The 17,693-nt window shown below is 43.8% G+C and carries 14 protein-coding genes; 11 read left to right on the forward strand and 3 right to left on the reverse strand.

What is annotated here, in order from left to right; all coding sequences use genetic code 11:
- On the reverse strand, positions 1 to 233 hold a 233-nt coding region (locus tag A3GG_RS11590), incomplete at its 3' end, for an ACT domain-containing protein (protein ID WP_033408142.1).
- Positions 234 to 356: 123 nt separating this feature from the next.
- On the opposite strand from A3GG_RS11590, the gene A3GG_RS0101530 reads away from it, so the two are divergent.
- Positions 357 to 2,351, forward strand: coding sequence for an Ig-like domain-containing domain (locus A3GG_RS0101530; protein ID WP_156808637.1), 1,995 nt, complete (start codon positions 357 to 359; stop codon positions 2,349 to 2,351).
- A 127-nt stretch (positions 2,352 to 2,478) separates the two neighbouring features.
- Here the strand turns inward: A3GG_RS0101530 and A3GG_RS0101535 are convergent, their stop codons facing one another.
- The gene (locus tag A3GG_RS0101535) at positions 2,479 to 4,680 is read right to left on the reverse strand and encodes a RelA/SpoT family protein (RefSeq protein ID WP_018357567.1); all 2,202 of its coding nucleotides are present in this window, start codon (positions 4,678 to 4,680) and stop codon (positions 2,479 to 2,481) included.
- 167 nt (positions 4,681 to 4,847) lie between these two features.
- On the opposite strand from A3GG_RS0101535, the gene A3GG_RS0101540 reads away from it, so the two are divergent.
- From A3GG_RS0101540 to A3GG_RS0101550, 3 genes are all read left to right on the forward strand, one after another.
- Complete coding sequence (locus A3GG_RS0101540; protein ID WP_018357568.1) at positions 4,848 to 5,993, forward strand: TlpA disulfide reductase family protein; 1,146 nt, start codon at positions 4,848 to 4,850, stop codon at positions 5,991 to 5,993.
- Positions 5,994 to 6,437: 444 nt separating this feature from the next.
- Positions 6,438 to 6,773 carry a LysM peptidoglycan-binding domain-containing protein gene (locus tag A3GG_RS0101545; protein ID WP_018357569.1) on the forward strand — a complete coding sequence of 112 codons (336 nt, stop codon included), beginning with the start codon at positions 6,438 to 6,440 and terminating at the stop codon, positions 6,771 to 6,773.
- On the forward strand, positions 6,773 to 7,441 hold the full coding sequence (locus tag A3GG_RS0101550; RefSeq protein ID WP_018357570.1) for a hypothetical protein: 669 nt from the start codon (positions 6,773 to 6,775) through the stop codon (positions 7,439 to 7,441). Before A3GG_RS0101545 ends, A3GG_RS0101550 begins: the two co-directional genes overlap by 1 nt.
- Positions 7,442 to 7,938: 497 nt before the next feature.
- On the opposite strand, the gene A3GG_RS12725 is transcribed toward A3GG_RS0101550, so the two are convergent.
- A complete protein-coding gene (locus A3GG_RS12725) occupies positions 7,939 to 8,367 on the reverse strand; it encodes a helix-turn-helix domain-containing protein (protein ID WP_169333139.1) in 429 nt (142 codons plus the stop codon).
- 1,235 nt (positions 8,368 to 9,602) lie between these two features.
- On the opposite strand from A3GG_RS12725, the gene dxs reads away from it, so the two are divergent.
- The 7 genes from dxs to A3GG_RS12730 all read left to right on the forward strand — a co-directional run bounded on the left by dxs (position 9,603) and on the right by A3GG_RS12730 (position 17,684).
- Complete coding sequence (dxs, locus tag A3GG_RS0101560; RefSeq protein ID WP_026215530.1) at positions 9,603 to 11,513, forward strand: 1-deoxy-D-xylulose-5-phosphate synthase; 1,911 nt, start codon at positions 9,603 to 9,605, stop codon at positions 11,511 to 11,513.
- Positions 11,510 to 12,853, forward strand: coding sequence for a Trk system potassium transporter TrkA (trkA, locus tag A3GG_RS0101565; RefSeq protein ID WP_018357574.1), 1,344 nt, complete (start codon positions 11,510 to 11,512; stop codon positions 12,851 to 12,853). Before dxs ends, trkA begins: the two co-directional genes overlap by 4 nt.
- Before the next feature lie 27 nt (positions 12,854 to 12,880).
- Positions 12,881 to 14,377 carry a TrkH family potassium uptake protein gene (locus tag A3GG_RS0101570; protein ID WP_018357575.1) on the forward strand — a complete coding sequence of 499 codons (1,497 nt, stop codon included), beginning with the start codon at positions 12,881 to 12,883 and terminating at the stop codon, positions 14,375 to 14,377.
- A 25-nt stretch (positions 14,378 to 14,402) separates the two neighbouring features.
- Entirely contained in the window at positions 14,403 to 15,053 is a 651-nt protein-coding gene (gene pdxH, locus A3GG_RS0101575; RefSeq protein WP_018357576.1) for a pyridoxamine 5'-phosphate oxidase, read from the forward strand.
- A 140-nt stretch (positions 15,054 to 15,193) separates the two neighbouring features.
- Positions 15,194 to 15,901, forward strand: a complete 708-nt coding sequence (pepE, locus tag A3GG_RS0101580; RefSeq protein ID WP_018357577.1) for a dipeptidase PepE — start codon at positions 15,194 to 15,196, stop codon at positions 15,899 to 15,901.
- A gap of 6 nt (positions 15,902 to 15,907) precedes the next feature.
- Complete coding sequence (locus A3GG_RS0101585) at positions 15,908 to 16,471, forward strand: DUF1599 domain-containing protein (RefSeq protein WP_018357578.1); 564 nt, start codon at positions 15,908 to 15,910, stop codon at positions 16,469 to 16,471.
- Positions 16,458 to 17,684, forward strand: a complete 1,227-nt coding sequence (locus tag A3GG_RS12730) for a BT_3928 family protein (RefSeq protein WP_018357579.1) — start codon at positions 16,458 to 16,460, stop codon at positions 17,682 to 17,684. Before A3GG_RS0101585 ends, A3GG_RS12730 begins: the two co-directional genes overlap by 14 nt.
- Positions 17,685 to 17,693 lie beyond the last annotated feature (9 nt).

Consider the following 17,693-nt stretch of genomic DNA (forward strand, 5'->3'; position numbering starts at 1 on the left):
AGCTCATTGGCTTTGAAGAGCAATTCCTTTAGAATCGTGCCGCTGATAGATGACTCAGCAGCGAAAAGAACACCAAGTGTAAGGTGGTTGTGCGTATCACTCTGACCAATATCAAGGATGGTCACATCATGCTTTGCTAGCGTTTCGGTAATCGCTGCCGAAATACCAGGTCTATCCTTACCACTAAAGATGGCAAGGATTAGTTCTTTGTTGTTTTGCTCTTTATTATCCATTGTCTTTCCATTGTTATTATTATACAATGCGAAGCAAATGTACCTATTTCTGAACATATAGGCAATAGGTTGCTGATTGCTTCGATTTTGGCTAATTTTGCTACTCAATATATATAGTTCTGTATGAAAAGAATCAATGGGCGATTACTCGCCCCAATAATGATACCATTCCTACTTGTAGGGATTCTATATGGATGTGCCAATCGAGTAGCGCCTGATGGCGGACCTTACGATGTGACACCACCAAAGCTCGTCAGTAGTTCTCCCGAAGATAGGGCACTAAATGTAAGCAAGAAACGCTTCGTACTCACCTTCGACGAGTATATACAAATCCAGGATATAGCCAATAAGGTAATCATCTCTCCTCCCCAGATTACTCAGCCTAAGATAGTAGCTGTGGGCAAGAAGGTAACGGTGGAACTGGAAGACGATCTTATCCCAAATACGACTTACTCCATAGACTTTACCGATGCTATTGTGGATAACAACGAGGGTAATCCACTGGAGAACTTCTCGTATGCCTTCTCCACGGGCAATGAAATAGACACCATGGAGATCAGTGGTCGAGTGATTAACATTCGTAACCACGAACCCATGCAGAGCTTACTTGTAGGTGTGCACCCAGAGTCTGCGGGCTGGAACGCTTTTACAGATACGACCTTCAGCCGCATGAGTAGGACTGGAGACCGTGCACAGTTTGTAATGCGAAACATGAAGCAAGGGAGCTACAGAGTGTATGCTCTGAAAGAGAGCGATGGCAACTATCGCCACGATATGCCTACAGATGGGGTAGCATTCCTCAATGAGCTTATCACTACAAGCGCAATGGCAGCTACTCGGCAAGATACGACTTGGGTGGATAGTCTTACCATAGACACGATAAAGACAGTGGCATATACACGCTACCTGCCGGATGATATCGTGCTGCTCTATTACGTGCCAGAAGCAAAGCGTAGATTTATTAGCAAGCGCGAGCGCCCCGACTCTATGCAACTAAGACTTGTGTTCAGTGCCATACCCGAAGGCAAAATCAAGGTACGCCCTATCGACTCCCTTGCTGTGCAAGGCGGCAGTACACCAGTTCTCGATATCAATAGAGAGAAGAAGGAGGTAATGGTCTACTTTACGGACCCTACATGGAAGAGGTATAAGGAGTTTGAAGTCTCTTATACTTCGGTAGACTCCCTAGAGCTACCTATCATGGTGCATGACTCTCTCACGCTCCGCCCATCTGCCCCTAAGCCGATAGAAGACAAGGGGAGACTGAAGGAGACTAATGACAGTATTGCGAAGCCGAAGAGCCCGCTTACGCTTCGCTTCGAGCATAAAGGGGAAGGTGGGACCAGTGATAGCCTGCTCTTCTATAGCTCTCTGCCTATCACTCCTGAGGCATTTAAGGCCTTTGAGCTATTCAATGCGCAGGACTCCATCCTCAAGCCGGTAACCATAGACTCTATCTATCTACTCCCTGGGCGTACTACCGTGGGAATGATAGAGGCGAAGCTATCGTACGACACGAGCTATGAGCTGTATGCCGACAGTGCTAAGTTTACCGATGTGTATGGGCACATGCTCGATGAGACGGTGGTAGATGCGTTCAAGACGAAAGCGAAAGACGCTTTTTCTCAGCTCTCCATCACGGTAGATGGCGTTGAGGGACCATTTATTGGCGAACTCCTCTCTACCCAAGATGCTGTGCTAAGAGTAGTATACTCCGATAAGCCGACCTTACACTTCAAAGATATTAAGCCTGAGAAGTATGGTTTCCGACTCATCGTGGACAGCAATAATAATGGCAAGTGGGATGCAGGCAACTACCGCGACTCTATCCAGCCAGAGATGGTCTACTACATGCCGAAGATTATTGAAGTAATGGCGAACTGGGATGTAAAGGAGACGCTATCTCCTCTTGCTACCAAGATAGATAAACAGAAGCCCGAAGAGTTGATTAAGAATAAGCCCAAGGCTAAGGAGAAAAAGGATCGCAATAAAGAGCGTGAGGAACAACTCCGCAGACAACGCCAAGGTAATAACCAAGGCATGGGTGGCTTAGGTGATATGGGCGGCATGGGTGGACTAGGAGGCATGAACGACATGATGGGCGGAGGACGAATGTAGTCTAGCCATCAGTAGTCCCGACACCGCATAATAACCACAACCGCTACCATTGAGCATATCAAGCTCTGGTAGCGGTTGTGCTATATGCAGGGCAGTGAAAAAGTGCACTCCTCATTCTCGAGAGGTATTACACCCTCTCTACACTCTTAATCCCTGGGAGCGTACGTAAGGACTTTAGTAAAGGATTGAGGCGAGAAGCTTCCTTTATATATATATGCAGCGTAGCTTGGAAGAGTCCATCTGCGCTCTGTATATTATAGCTACGGAGCGTAAGTTCCTTCTCAGTCCCCACCTGACTAACGACAGCATTGACCACGCTAAGATCATCATGCCCAATTACCCTCAGCACAACCTCACTCCCTCGAGAGGTATCACCTTTCCACCTAGCCTTGAGGATACGATAACCGAATCTATTGAATAAATCAGGAGCATTGGGGCAATTCATTCTATGAATTCGGATACCGCTTCGGGAAGTAAAGGCAAATATCTTATCGCCATATATAGGATTACAACACTTAGCAAGCTGATAATCGATGCCCGATAGGTTATTATCTATCGTTAGGATATCCTCTGTCTCCTCAGCAATAATCTTCTCAGGCAGAGTACTAGAGACAAACTTATCTGCCGAAATATGGCGCTCCTCAGCCTGCTCAGGTTCCTGAAATGCCAGTTTATACTCATCGAGGAACGTATCTAGGTCTGTCTGCTTATTCTGAATTGCGAGGAAGAAGTGACTTGTTGCCTTGTACCCCTTACGCCTTACGAGCTTGGTGAATACAGCCTCATCGTACTCCAGCTTCCGATTACGCAGACGGCGGTTGAGCTCCTCACGCACTAGCTGAATAGACTTTTCAGACTCTATCCTCAGCCATTGCTTAATCTTATTTCTCGCCTTGCTCGTTATCACATACCTCAACCAATCCTGCTTAGGTGTCTGATTGGCAGAGGTATTTATAGAAACGGTATCACCATTCTGTAATTGCTGTCGGATGCTTACATTGCGACCATTGACCTGAGCAGAGACTGTCTTCTCGCCAATCCCCGAGTGTATAGCATAGGCGAAGTCGAGGATAGAAGCACCTTTGGGCAACTTTACTAAGTCCCCCTTGGGTGTAAAGACATATATCTCCTCATCATAGAGATTCATCCTAAACTCCTGCATCACCTCTTCGCTGGTAGCAGACTTATTCTCTAGCGTCCTGCGAACCGTGGTCATAAACTCATCCAGTCCACTCTCGCTCTTCACCCCCTTGTATCTCCAGTGTGCAGCGAGACCCTTCTCCGCTATCTCGTCCATACGTTCGGTACGAATCTGCACCTCTACCCACTTCTGTTGGGGTCCCAATACCGTGATATGCAGACTTTCGTAACCATTAGACTTTGGGATAGATAACCAATCCTTCATCCGCTTAGGATTGGGTTGGTACATATCTGTGATGATAGAGTATGCCTTCCAGCACTGGCTTCTTTCCTCCTCTAGTGGTGCATCGATAATGACACGTATAGCGAATAGGTCATAAATAGCCTCGAACTCTATCTTTTGCTTCACTAGCTTATTACGGATAGAGGAGATAGACTTCGTTCTTCCCTTTATCGTAAACATTAGTCCCGACTCCTCCAAAGCCTTCTTAACTGGATCGATAAAAGAAGCAATATAAGTATCGCGTGTCTTCTTGGTAGCAGCCAGCTTGTCTTTAATAAAATTATATATCTCCCTATCCGTATACTTGAGGCAAAAGTCCTCCATCTCACCCTTGATATTGTACAGCCCCATACGGTGCGCCAGAGGGGCATAGAGGAAGGAAGCCTCCATACTGAGATCCAACTGTAGATCCTCTGAAAGATAATCACCAGCAAGGCGAAGCTGCACCAGTCGCTCGGAAATCAAGATAAGGATAACACGCACATCCTCAGCGAAAGATAGTAAGAAGTGGCTAAAGTTGTCCGAAGTAACCACAGCATTCTTGGCATACAAATCGGTCACCTTTTGCATCAAGCGCAATAAGTAGAGCACATCCTCACTCAGGAAACCCTTCAACTCCTCTTGCTTTACAACACCATCCCGCAAGGGTAATTGTAGGAGTACGGCCATGATAGGCGTACCTCCTATTCCCATCTCATCTACAAGGGTGGTCGCCGTCAATAGTCGCCGAGCTAGGGGATGTATCCCAAACTGATCCTTAAGATCAGGGCGCTCCTTCAGGTACTTCTGTAGTATTTCCTTTACCCTATACCACTCTTTTTCAGAGACATTATGGGGTAAAGCATCGAGACGAACTATAAGCTGCTCTATTGTCGAATATTGATCTAAATCAGTATACTTCTTCATAAAAACTCATTTTATACCACTGGTACGATATAAAAGTAGAGCAAGATACAAATATTCCTTTCAAAATACCAGTAGTCACTATAGTTTTCTATACCTTTGCATCATCATTTCAAATATGGAAAAATATCCAATTGAGTATTTCACTTTTAACTAATAGAAGATTAAACATGAAGAAGTTTATAACAGCTACTGCCTCTATGGCACTCTTATTGGGCGCTTGTTCTACAACAGAAAAGGCGCCAGAGTTCAAGGTGACAGCCACAGGCCTGCCCGCCGAAGCTAATGGTACCTACGCCTATATTTACGATGTAACCAATGAGGTCGTGGACTCCGCACTGATAGAAAATGGTTCGTTTACCTTCGTATCGCCAGCCAATGACTCAATTGTCAATGTAGTAAAGCTGATGGACACACCTCTGCTTTTCGCTCGTGAGGCTGGGGAGTATACTTTTACTATCACAACCGACTCCATTAGTGACGAAACAAGTATCATCCGTAGCGGTGCTGAGAACAGCGCATTTATGAAGCTACAAAACCTCTATGACGAGTTGAATGACGTAGAAACAAGGTATACTAATGATATAGAGTCAATTGCCGAGAACATCTTAACACCAGATAGTACCCTCACGAAGGAGCAAGAAGCGCAGATTGACTCTATCTATACTATCATGGATACGGAAGCAACGAAAATCAATAAGAAGTATTTCTCAGAGGCTACCAATGCGAGTGTGCAGATTGCAGCACTCAGAAATATGCGTCGCTCAATAGAGCCAGAGGAGTTCATTGCTCTCTACGATCAGGCTCCAGAAAGCCTCAAGGCAGAGAAGTCTCTAGCTACATTCTACAAGACTAGTGTGGCAGCTGCAAACACCGCTGTGGGGAAGCAGTTTGTCGACTATCAGATGACCAACCCAGCAGGCGAGACCAAGATGCTTAGTGAATTCCGTACTGAAGGTAAGTACTTCCTACTCGACTTCTTCGCATCATGGTGTGGTCCTTGCCAAAAGTCTATGCCTGTCTTAGCTCAGATAGAGAAACAATATGCTAAGATACTCTCTTCGGCTAGCATCGCTATCTGGGAGCGCGATGAGGATGGTACGGCTTATGCCAATGCTGTAAAGAAACTCAAGATCACTTGGCCTACCTTCCAAGACGGCAATCGTATTGATGGCAAGAACCAAAGTATGGGTGCTGAGACCTATGGCGTAATAGGTGTACCTACTTTCATCCTCTTCTCTCCAGAAGGCGAGATCATCGTACGTACGCACGATGTTACCGAAATCAAGGCTAAGCTCGACGAGCTCAATAAGTAATATGCATCCCAAGGAATAGGGAATAGTGTTACATATAATCGAGACGGCTATGCTCAACAGAGCATAGCCGTCTCGATTCTTTTCTAGGTTAGGGTACAGCTTCGTTACTTTCTTCTCACGCTAGGGAGGAGATAGGTCTGCATACAATACTCCTATGGTATCACTATTTTCAAGAGCTACTCCCTAGAGTAGAGAGAGTCCCTCCCCAGAGGGACTGGAGTTTTTCCCGCGAGAGACTCGAGTCCCTCGCGGGAGAGACTAATGCAAATAGCTAGAGTAAATATTGTCGCGACCTAGAGAGAGAAATGCTTGAGACGTGCTAAAGCCTTGCCAGATGGTACTAAATTGTTATCTTTGCGATTATATTAAAATGCAATTAAATTGGGAATTATGATATTGCGCAGAAGTATACTTTGGGGATTACTAATCGTAGTAGGGTTATTTATGAGCTCAACGCTTGTGTTTGCTCAGCAGTCTACGAGAAGCCATACTGTAGTGGCTGGAGAAACACTCTATGCGATTAGCCGCCAATACGGCGTAGCTGTGGATGAACTCATCAGGCTCAATCCAGAGGCTAAAAATGGGATAAAGATTGGGGAAGAAATCAAGCTTCCGGGCACTAAAACTGCTAAAGAAGCGACCTCAGGACCTACCTACCACAAGGTAGGAGCGGGCGAAACGCTTTACTCTATTTCAAGGAAATATGGGATTTCACCCAATGCATTACTGGCAGCGAATAGTTCTATTAGTAATGCAGATAGGTATACAAAGCAGGACTAGTGAATAAAGTGACGATACAGTTGTATCGCGATAAAGTCATTGCACTTGACACCAAAGCAAATCCACTAGAAAAGTACTTGGGTCTCTCTTCGTTTACACTCGAACAAGCCAAGAATATAGAGGGAGATAAGGGCGAAAACATCATTTCTGTGCCTGGAGTCTCCTGTATTCAGAAGCTCGAAGAGTGGCTATATGGCACAAAGGAGCAGGAGATACTATTCAGAGCACATGCACAGAAGATTGTCTTTTGGTACTCATTTTTGCCTTGGTGGTTAGTATGCATGCCACTTCTGATAGCTGTCATCTATTGGGATATTGTACCTGGGGCACTTATCAGTCTGGTTGTTACTGGAGTATTGGTTTGGATGGGGATGCTCAAGCAGAAGAGAAGTTCCATTCAATTGGTAGAAGATTATATTGAGCTCAAAAGTGGGGTTATTGCTGATAAAAAGGCTTATATTCGGTACGAAGATATAGAACACGTGAGGACAAAGCTGCTGAGCTTGCTGGGATATCTCTCAAAGAATCGTCATATCAGACTATTTACGAAGGGCAATCCGAAGTCTATACGTAGCGTTAAAGCACCATCTTCGGCTACCATTGTGGACTACATCCTCTATAGAAGCAGCAACACTACTCTACGAAATCACCTCAATTATAGGCGCTGAACTACATAGTGAGACTGTTGCACGAATGTCGAAAGTAACGCAGTAGTTCGCCACCGTGCAACAGTCTCATAGTGTGTCCTGCAATAGGGAAAACATATGCGCAATTACGGTTTGTAGTAACCAACCACACGACCCCGCCCGGGGGTTCGCTGTTTAATAGCATCCTTTCCCAGTAAAATGGTGCCCATTTATAATGAATACCCGCATCACAATACAGCTCCAGCAAGGATCGGACATAAAGGAGTCCGCATGCTAATAGATTTACAGAATCCTCAAAGAAAACTCAAGGGATACCCAAAGATTCCCCAAAGATTCCCCAAGAAGGGGGAGTACAATTACAGTGTTTTTATCGACCTTGTATCTATTAGCATATTATCTACTTAACATAACACATATTATTGATTAGTAGATATGAAACCATATATCAGTATAGAGGTAATCATTATTCTGCTAAGAAGCACATAGTATTCTATGAAGTGCTGACCATTCAACCTATCCTAATGATCTTGTAGAAACGTCTCGAAGGTGTTGTCATCATAATAGACAATAATCTTTGTAATCTTTCGCTCCTTAATCTTAGTTTCTTTGGGGAGCGGATTCTCGACCTTTATTTCATTAGCTTGGGGTTGCTTTTGAATATCAAACAAAGGCAAACCTAAGCCATAGAGTGTCGAATTAGGTGAAGGTGAATTAGCCTGTTCGAATGAAATGGCTATAGTCATCTCTCCCACTCCTGTTCGTATCCACTCTTCATTAAAACTAGGAAAGGCATTTAGAATTTGAGACATTACCATTGCACTGATATCATTCCTGCCTTTGATTACGTGATTGAGTGTAGACGTCTTAATTCCAGTTTTTAGAGAGAAGTCAGCTTGTGATAGCCCCTCCTTAATTATTAGCTGCTCAAGCCTCTTTCCTTGCTCCATTAATTTCTCCTCTTTTACCATCTTTTCTTAGCTACTTAGCATGTAAATTTTGTTTGTATACATACATTCACATGGAGGTACATTATACATACATCTTATATCCACACAAATATACACAAAATATCCAATTAATATGATGATTAGCTTTGTACAACACCTAAATACTATGTATACTAATTACTTCTGTTAGAAATATTATAGATTAAAAGATGTAATATACTGTTCATATAGAGATTAGTTAGTCACCAATATCTATATATAGCAAACTTTGCATAAATCATATAGGATTACCCTACTCTGCCTTAAAATACGTATAGGATAGTATATATTATCAAAAGAAAACCAGATAGTTACAATGCAAAGAATACGAGTTCACAAAATGAATAACGCTTGATATTTGCATTTATTATTGTTTCGAAATTGCTAGAATCCATATATATACCGAAGCTAGAGGTGTGAATTTATCGTGTGTATATCATATATATCATAAATTAGTTATGTGTATAAATTATATATGGATAGATAATTCACATGGTAAATAGATACACAATGTGAATTTATAATGGCTTCTAAAGTCACTAGAAACGGGTAGTTTTGGATTTCGAGAATATAGGGAAATATTCATCTAAGCCATTCTAGTAAATTTTGATCTTAGTAATGAGGTGTGTCAGAAGTATATGGATTAACAACCTGAAGGTATCCTTATTTTCAGAAATATGATTAGTGCCACCAAGTCCTTGCCTGAGCAAAGAAAGTCCCTCCCCAGAGAGACTCCAGTTTCTCCTTAGAAAAACTCCAGTCCCTCCCGGGAGGGAATCAAGCCGGTCTCCATAGAGACTAAAACCACGATGGATAATGGAAGTAACGAGACTAGGGACTAATAAAGGTACAATAGTAGACTATATAAACTTGATGACACTTTTGCACAAAAGCAAACTATGGCGTTGCTTACGGTATTCAGGCATGGTCATGTACTATACATTACGAATTCCCTCAATATTATACTATATCTCTCCAGATATTAGGTAGCTATCGCTTATTTTACTAATATGCAACATGAAGAGTATGCTGATATACTTAATGGTATCCATTCCATACAAAGACACGGTGCTAACTGACCTATTACAATGACAGACGCTAATAGGACGACACCCACCCATATTTATGAGGATTGCTGAGAAATGGCTAACTTTGCAGATATTGGGTATGGTAGGGAAATATTAGAATTTAGTAAGATGAGTAGTTATAAAAGTTACTCTTTATTGGATAAAATCAATTCGCCCAAGGACGTAAAACAGCTCTCAATCCAGGAGTTGCCTACGTTGTGCGAGGAGATACGAGGATTTCTTTTGGAGAGCTTGAGCAAAGTACCAGGGCACCTAGGTGCCAACTTTGGTGTTGTGGAGTTTACAGTAGCGTTGCATTATGTCTTTGATCTGCCAAATGATGAGATAGTTTGGGATGTTGGGCACCAGTCCTATGTCCACAAGATTCTCACAGGGCGTCGCAAGGACTTTGGAAATCTGCGTCAATGGGGCGGTATTAGTGGTTTTACCCATCCCAATGAGAGCGAATATGATTCTTTTGTCTCAGGTCATGCCTCCAATGCTATTTCTGCGGCATTGGGTATTGCTGTGGGAAGTAAACTTCAGAACCTCAATAAGAGTGTAATCGCAGTTATTGGCGATGGAGCAATGACTGGTGGATTGGCATTTGAGGGGCTTAATAATGCTTCTTCTCAGCCCAATGATCTCTTGATAGTACTCAACGACAACCACATAGGGATTGACCCTATTACTGGAGGGCTAAGTAAGTACTTAGTAAAAGTAAGTACTAGTAAGGTCTACAACTACATTAGGCACAAAGGCTATCAGGGTCTCAAGAGATTGAAACTTATCGATGAGAGGAGGAAACGTAACCTTACAAGGTTTAATAATAGCCTCAAAGCGTTGATCAATGATGATAAGAATCTCTTTGAAGGGTTCAGTATCCGCTACTTCGGTCCCACAGATGGGCACGATGTAGTAGAGCTTGTTAGTACTCTGCGGAGTATTAAGGACTTCGAGGGACCAAAGCTTCTTCATATCAAAACGGTCAAGGGAAAGGGCTACGCACCTGCCGAAGAGAGCGCAGTGGTATGGCATGCCCCAGGGTTGTTCGATCCCGTAACGGGAAAATTGAAGGTAACTCCAGAGCTCCCTGATAGTCCCCTCAAATATCAAGAGATATTTGGCAAGACTCTCTTAGAATTAGCTGAGTTGGATCCTAAAGTAGTAGGAGTTACTCCAGCAATGATATCTGGTAGCTCGTTCAACTTCATGCAGGAGCGCTATCCCAATAGGGTATTTGATGTAGGTATTGCCGAAGGTCATGCAGTAACCTTCTCTGCAGGATTGGCAAGAAAAGGAATGATTCCTTTCTGTAATATCTACTCTAGCTTTTTGCAGCGGGGCTACGATCAAGTCATCCACGATGTGGCGATGCAGGCAGCACCGGTGATTTTGTGCTTAGATCGTGCAGGACTAGTTGGAGAAGACGGTATGACTCATCATGGGGTATACGATATTGCCTATCTACGCACGGTACCAGGGTTGACCATCATGTCGCCAATCGACGAAAGTGAGCTTCGCCTGATGATGTATACCGCTTATAAGCATCATAGTGAAGGACCATTTGTTATCAGATTCCCTAGAGGTAAGGGCACTTGTGGTGATTGGCATGTCCCATTTGAAGAACTACCATTAGGGAAGTCGCAAGTCTTGAGAGAAGGAGAAAAGGTAGTATTTGTCTCCTATGGTCCTATTGGTAGCACTGTTGCTACTGCTATAGATGGGCTTAAGAGTGAGGGTTATAATCCTGGACACATCAACCTACGATTTGTGAAGCCACTAGACGGTGAAATTCTCCAGCGAATTGCATGCGAGTATCAGCATATTATCACCATTGAAGATGGCTCTATAGCTGGAGGTGTGGGAAGTGCACTTCTAGAGTATTACTCAGATCATCACCTATCTATTCCTCTGACGAGGATAGGTGTTTCAGACCATTTTGTCAAGCAAGGGGCAGTATCCCTTCAGCATGCTTATGAGGGGATGGATGCTGAGTCGATCATAAATAAGGCGAAGGAGGTGTATCGAACCCTATGAGAATATTTATAGTAGGTGCTGGGGAAGTGGGAACCCACCTAGCTGAGATGCTATCGCATGAGCAGCACGATATCATACTACTGGATTCCAATCCAGACAACCTCGAGTTTGCTTACGATAATAGGCTAGAGATCATGCCCTATGTAGGCTCTCCTACGTCATTCAAAGATCTGAAAGATGCAGGAGCGGATAGAGCCGATCTCTTTATCGCAGTTACGCCTGAAGAGAGTGGTAATATTGTCGCTTGTAATATTGCGACCCAAATGGGTGCGAAGAAGGCACTTGCACGCATCAATAGCAGTGAGTATTTGATGCCTCAATATCGAGGACACTTTACCGCACTGGGGATTGATGATATGCTCTATCCTGAAGAGCTTGCAGCTGCGGAGATAGTCAGTAGTCTGAGTCTCCCTTGGGCTAAGCAGTATTGGAAAATATTCAATAATAAGCTCGCTCTCGTGGCAACACGGGTTATTAAGGGCTCTCCTCTACTAGGTAAGGAATTGATGGAGCTATCAGATCTCTCTGAAAAAGTCCTGCATATCCTTGCTATCGTGCGGGACAATCATACTATTATCCCTCGTGGCCACGATACTATAGAGGAGAATGATATCCTCTATGTAGCCGCTAAACCACAAGACCTTGAGAGTGTGCGTCAATTCTGTGGGCAACAGAAGTTGGAAGTACACCGTGTGATTATCATGGGAGGTAGTCGTATAGCTATCAAGACGGCACAAGCCCTACCCGATGACCTAAATATTAAGATCATCGAGAGTGACTATGAAAAGTGTATGCGTCTCTCCGAGATGGTACCTGAAAATACCCTTGTGATACATGGCGATAGTAGGGATCCCGACCTGCTTATCAATGAGGGAATAAAAAAGACAGAGGCTTTTCTAGCTCTTACGAGTTCGTCTGAGAGCAATATGCTTGCTACTCTCAATGCCAAGCGTCTAGGAGTGCCTATTTCCGTTTGTCAGATAGAGAATCTTGACTATATTGACATCGCGAATGAAATGAAGATAGGCAACCTTATCAATAAGAAGCTATTGGCGGCCTCAGCAATTTTCCGTTACCTCCTCAATATCGACATCTCCAGTGCTAAGACACTGGCGATAGGTCAAGGAGAAGTATTAGAGATTAAGGTGAGGGAAAATTCATTGGTCACCAAACGTCCTGTGGTGGAACTCGAGATACCATCAGGGATTACCTTTGGAGGTATCTTACGTAATAATGAGGTACTGCTAGTAGAGGGTAAGACACAGATTAATGCGGGAGATATGGTAATGGTATTCTCTCACAATGCCTCTGTGAATGACCTCAATAAACTCTTTGGATAAAGACAAGTAGTATAATCATCTATTGCTATGCTATTCTTAGTACATTCAGAATACGAGACCAAGAGAGGCTTCAATTATAAGTTTGTCCTTATGGTTCTTGGATTGCTTTGTCTATTTCAAGTAATATTCCTAGGGATTTCGGCAGGGGTGTCTCTTTACTACGGAGATAGCGGATTACACTCCCTTCTCTATACCATGGGGCTTGATGTGGTTATTGGAGCCACGTTATTCCTCTTAGGCAAGGGACATACAGAATACGATACAGGGCGGCGTGAAGGTATGGTTACCGTCTCGCTTAGCTGGCTTGTCATGTCTTTATTGGGGATGATGCCCTATTGGTTAGGAGGCTTTATCCCCAATTTCTCGGAAGCGTATTTCGAGGCTATGTCGGGCTTTTCTACTACAGGAAGTACCATTCTTAACGACATTGAGTCCCTACCCCGCAGTATCCTATTTTGGAGAAGTGTTACCCAGTGGATTGGGGGTATTGGTATTATTGTCTTCCTTGTAGCTCTAGTGCCCTTTACTGGGGAAAATGCCTCTGTAGTATTCGACCACGAGACTACGGGAATCACCCACGATCGCTTTGTACCTAGGATAGGTGTAATGGCCAAGTGGATTACCCTTATCTATGTGGTACTATCTATTATATGTGCCCTATTGTTGTGGGCAGGACCTCTTTCCCTATACGATGCGGTGTGCCATGCTGCTACATGTATCAGCACAGGAGGTTTTTCTACTTACAATGCTTCTATAGCTGATATAGACTCTGTTTACACCAATTTTATACTCACCGTCTTTATGTTTATTGGGGCTACGAGCTTTACACTCATTTACTTTGCTATTGTACGCAAAGAACCCAAAAGACTATTTCACGATGCTGAGTACAGGTGGTTTGCTTCCACTATAGTTGTTGTTACGCTCTTTACTGCTATTTGGCTATATGCTAATGGCATTTACATTTCGTTTTGGAAAGCACTCCTACATTCATTATTCCAAGTCGTAAGTTTGATAACTACTACGGGCTATGTTATCCAAGACTACAACTTCTGGGGTGGTTCCTTTTGGGTTGTTGCCCTATTCCTTATGTTTGTTGCAGGGTGCTCTGGCTCCACGAGCGGAGGGCTCAAGATGATTCGCTTCAATATCCTATCACGTAACCTACTCAATGAGTTCAAAAGGCGTACTCATCCGCAAGCTATTGTTCCTCTTAGGTATAATGGTACATTCATCAAAGAGAAGGTGGTCAATCAGGTATATAATTTTCTATACGCCTATCTCACTATAATATTGATTGCGACCTTTTCTGTTACACTTGAGGGATATTCCTTCACCGACGCAGTATCGGCATCTATAGCTTGTATCTCCAATTCAGGACCAGGGCTTAGCGCTTTTGGTCCTATGGCGAACTTCTCTACTCTTAGCGACTTCAATACATTCCTTATGAGTTTTCTGATGTTGACGGGGCGTTTGGAGATCTTTACCGTACTAACCCTACTCCATCGGAGTTTTTGGCGAAATTAATCACACTTAAAATACATATATCACTATGGACATGCATATCGAAGACATCCGAAGGGATTACAAGGTGGGAAGCCTTTCTCGCAAGGACATGCCTGCCAATCCTATACAAAAGATGGAAGAGTGGCTACAAGAGGCTATCGACCACAAGGTCATAGAGCCAACTGCTATTGTAGTCACCACTTCAACCCCAGATGGTCACCCTTCATCCCGTACGGTGCTGATAAAGGAGATTAACGAAGGTAAAATCATCTTCTATAGTAATTATGATAGCCGTAAAGGCAGGCAAATCAAAGCTAATCCCCATGTATCGGTTACATTCTTATGGCATCAGCTGGAACGACAGATACATGTAGAGGGTATTTGTAAGCACGTGGCACCTGAGGTAAGCGATGCCTACTTTGATAAGCGCCCCTATAAGAGCCGTGTAGGAGCTAGAATCTCCCCTCAGAGTCAGCCTATCCCAAGCAGGGCTTTCATCGTTACAGAGTTTGCAAAGGAGAGCCTCAAGTACACTGGTACTTTTAGAAAGGTACCTCGGCCTGACAATTGGGGTGGTTTTGAGGTAACCCCTTCTAGAATAGAGTTTTGGCAAGGCAGGGAGAGCCGATTGCATGATCGTTTCTTGTACGAACTTCAGGAGGATGGCAGCTGGTCGCTCGATCGCCTAGCACCATAACTTTCCATATCTTTATCATTATAATACCCCCTCTTCAGAGTTGGAATAATACTCTGGTGAGGGGGTGTTAGGTTAAGCAGGTAGATTTTGGTAATTTTGTGGGAGAAATAGATTTATAAAACTGATTGAGACAGCACATCATGAGACTACTACTGATAAGCAATTCAGCCTCACCCGGTGAGACTTACCTTGAGAAACCAGCCGAAGATATTGCAAAATTTCTAGGAGAGGTCAGGGAGAATGTTGTATTTATCCCCTTTGCGGGTGTTACTTTCACTTTCGACGCTTATGTGGAGAAGGTTAATAAGGCTTTGGCTCCAGTGGGGGTTAAGGTAAAAGGGGTACATACTTTCCCTGATCCAGTAAAGGCAGTAAAAGAGGCTGGCGCAATCATGGTGGGTGGAGGTAATACATTCCAGCTTACTAAGATGATGCAGGAACAAGGACTGATAGAAGCGATCCGTGAAAGAGTATTGGATGGAGCACCTTATGTGGGATGGAGCGCAGGGAGCAATGTGGCTTGCCCAACGATTCGGACAACCAATGATATGCCTATCGTAGAGCCTCAGAGCTTCAATGTACTCAACCTTGTACCATTCCAAATAAACCCTCACTATCTTGATAGTCATCCAGAGAACCATGGAGGCGAGACACGCGAGGTACGTATTCTCGAGTTTATTGAGGCAAATCCAGATATGTATGTGGCTGGACTAAGAGAGGGTTGTCGGTTCCTTGTTGAGGACGGCAAGCTAGAGCTTATTGGAGATAAGAGCCTTCGCGTATTTAAGAAAGGTGAAGATATCAAAGAGTACGAACCAGGTGCCAATCTTCAGTTCTTAATCAAATAAGCACTTATGACTGAGTACAAGAGGACAGAAGAGCAGTTTGCCAAGGTTGTAGCTGATTGTCGGCAGCTTTTCGCCAATAAATTTAAGGACTACGGAGCTTCGTGGCGCGTGATGCGCCCTACCGCCATTACCGATCAGATTTATATCAAAGCACAACGCATTCGTTCTGTTCAGGAGAAGCGTGAAAATAAGGTAGGTGAAGCTCTCAAGAATGAGTTTATTGGGATTGTGAACTATGCTATCATGGGGATGGTTCAGCTCGAGAAAGGGTATACCAATGCCCCAGAGGAGAATAAAGAGATACTCCTAGGCTGGTATGATGAGTATGCCGATCGCTCAAAGCAGCTTATGTTCTCCAAAAACCATGACTATGGTGAGGCTTGGCGTAGCATGCGGATCTCTAGCATTACCGATATTATCTTGCAGAAGATATTTAGGACTAAGCAAATAGAGGATCACCAAGGTGCTACAAAGGTAAGTGAGGGAATAGATGCGAACTACCTAGACATGCTTAACTATGCCATATTCGCACTGATTAAGATAAGCGAAGGGACTGATGCAATGGAATAAAAGACAAGTATTTGCCACAGTAGCACAGCTTATCCTCGGAGCTACCTTTATCTTCTCTGGTTTGGTAAAGAGTATAGATCCTATGGGTACTGCTATCAAGATAGAGGAGTATGTAGCCATCGGTGGTCTACACTTCCCATCGTGGTGTTACCTGGGAGCATCTGTTGCGCTCAATTTATTCGAAGCACTCTTAGGAGTCGCGTTTCTTATTGGTTGGAGAAGGCTGATAACGAGTTGGGCTGCACTGGTATTGATGTGCTGCATGACATTGCTCACGCTTTACATTTATCTTTTCAAACCAGTAGCTGACTGCGGATGCTTTGGCGATGCCCTAGTAATTAGCAATGCAGCAACGTTTTGGAAGAATGTAGTGCTGCTGCTACTGGTTGCCTATCTGTTCCGTAACCTAAGCGCATGGCATGAGTGGACTAGCACCAGATATGCAGATATACTTATAGGGGTGTCGTCGGTCATTCTATTGCTTTTCAACCTCACAAACATTGTACATGAGCCAATTATAGACTTCCGACCCTATACGATTGGGAGCGACCTCATGGAGCTAACCACAACAGGTGGTACCGAAGGAGTGTACATCTATAGCTTCGTGTACGCCAAGGATGGTAAGGAGCGAACCTTTAGTATGGAGGAGCTTTCGGAGGTAGACTCTACTTGGACTTATGTTCGGGATGAAGTGGAGGTAATAGAGGAGGCGGTACGACCAGCAGGAGCCGACTTTGTACTAGTCCGTGAGGACGGCAGTAATGCTGTAGAAAGCCTAACGTATAAGGAGGGGCAAGCGATAATCGTGATTAGCCACGACCTGAATACGGTAGAGCCTCAACTACTACAGAAAATAACACAGAACTGCCCCGAGCCCCTACTCCTCGCAATGGGGAATACAGGCGAGGTATGGAACAAACCTGAATATGCTCCACTAGAGCAGGAGTTTTCCGAAGTACTTTTCCTAGACAAGACAACAGCCAAGACTGTTGTGCGGAATAATCCAGGAGTACTGATAATAAAGGGAGGTAGAATAGTCAATAAGATGACTGGTAAGGCTTTTGCGGATAGGATAACCAACCCCGAGTTTAAGAAGGATCCATACCAGATGCCGACCAAGAAGAGTCGGCTTTTGGAGCTGCTATATGCTTGGGGTGGACTTATCATACTAACCATAGCAATCATATGCTCTAGGTTTTTCAAAGAGAAATAGGATGTTTAA

The organism is Porphyromonas levii DSM 23370 (assembly GCF_000379925.1).
Taxonomy (GTDB): Bacteria; Bacteroidota; Bacteroidia; order Bacteroidales; family Porphyromonadaceae; genus Porphyromonas_A; species Porphyromonas_A levii.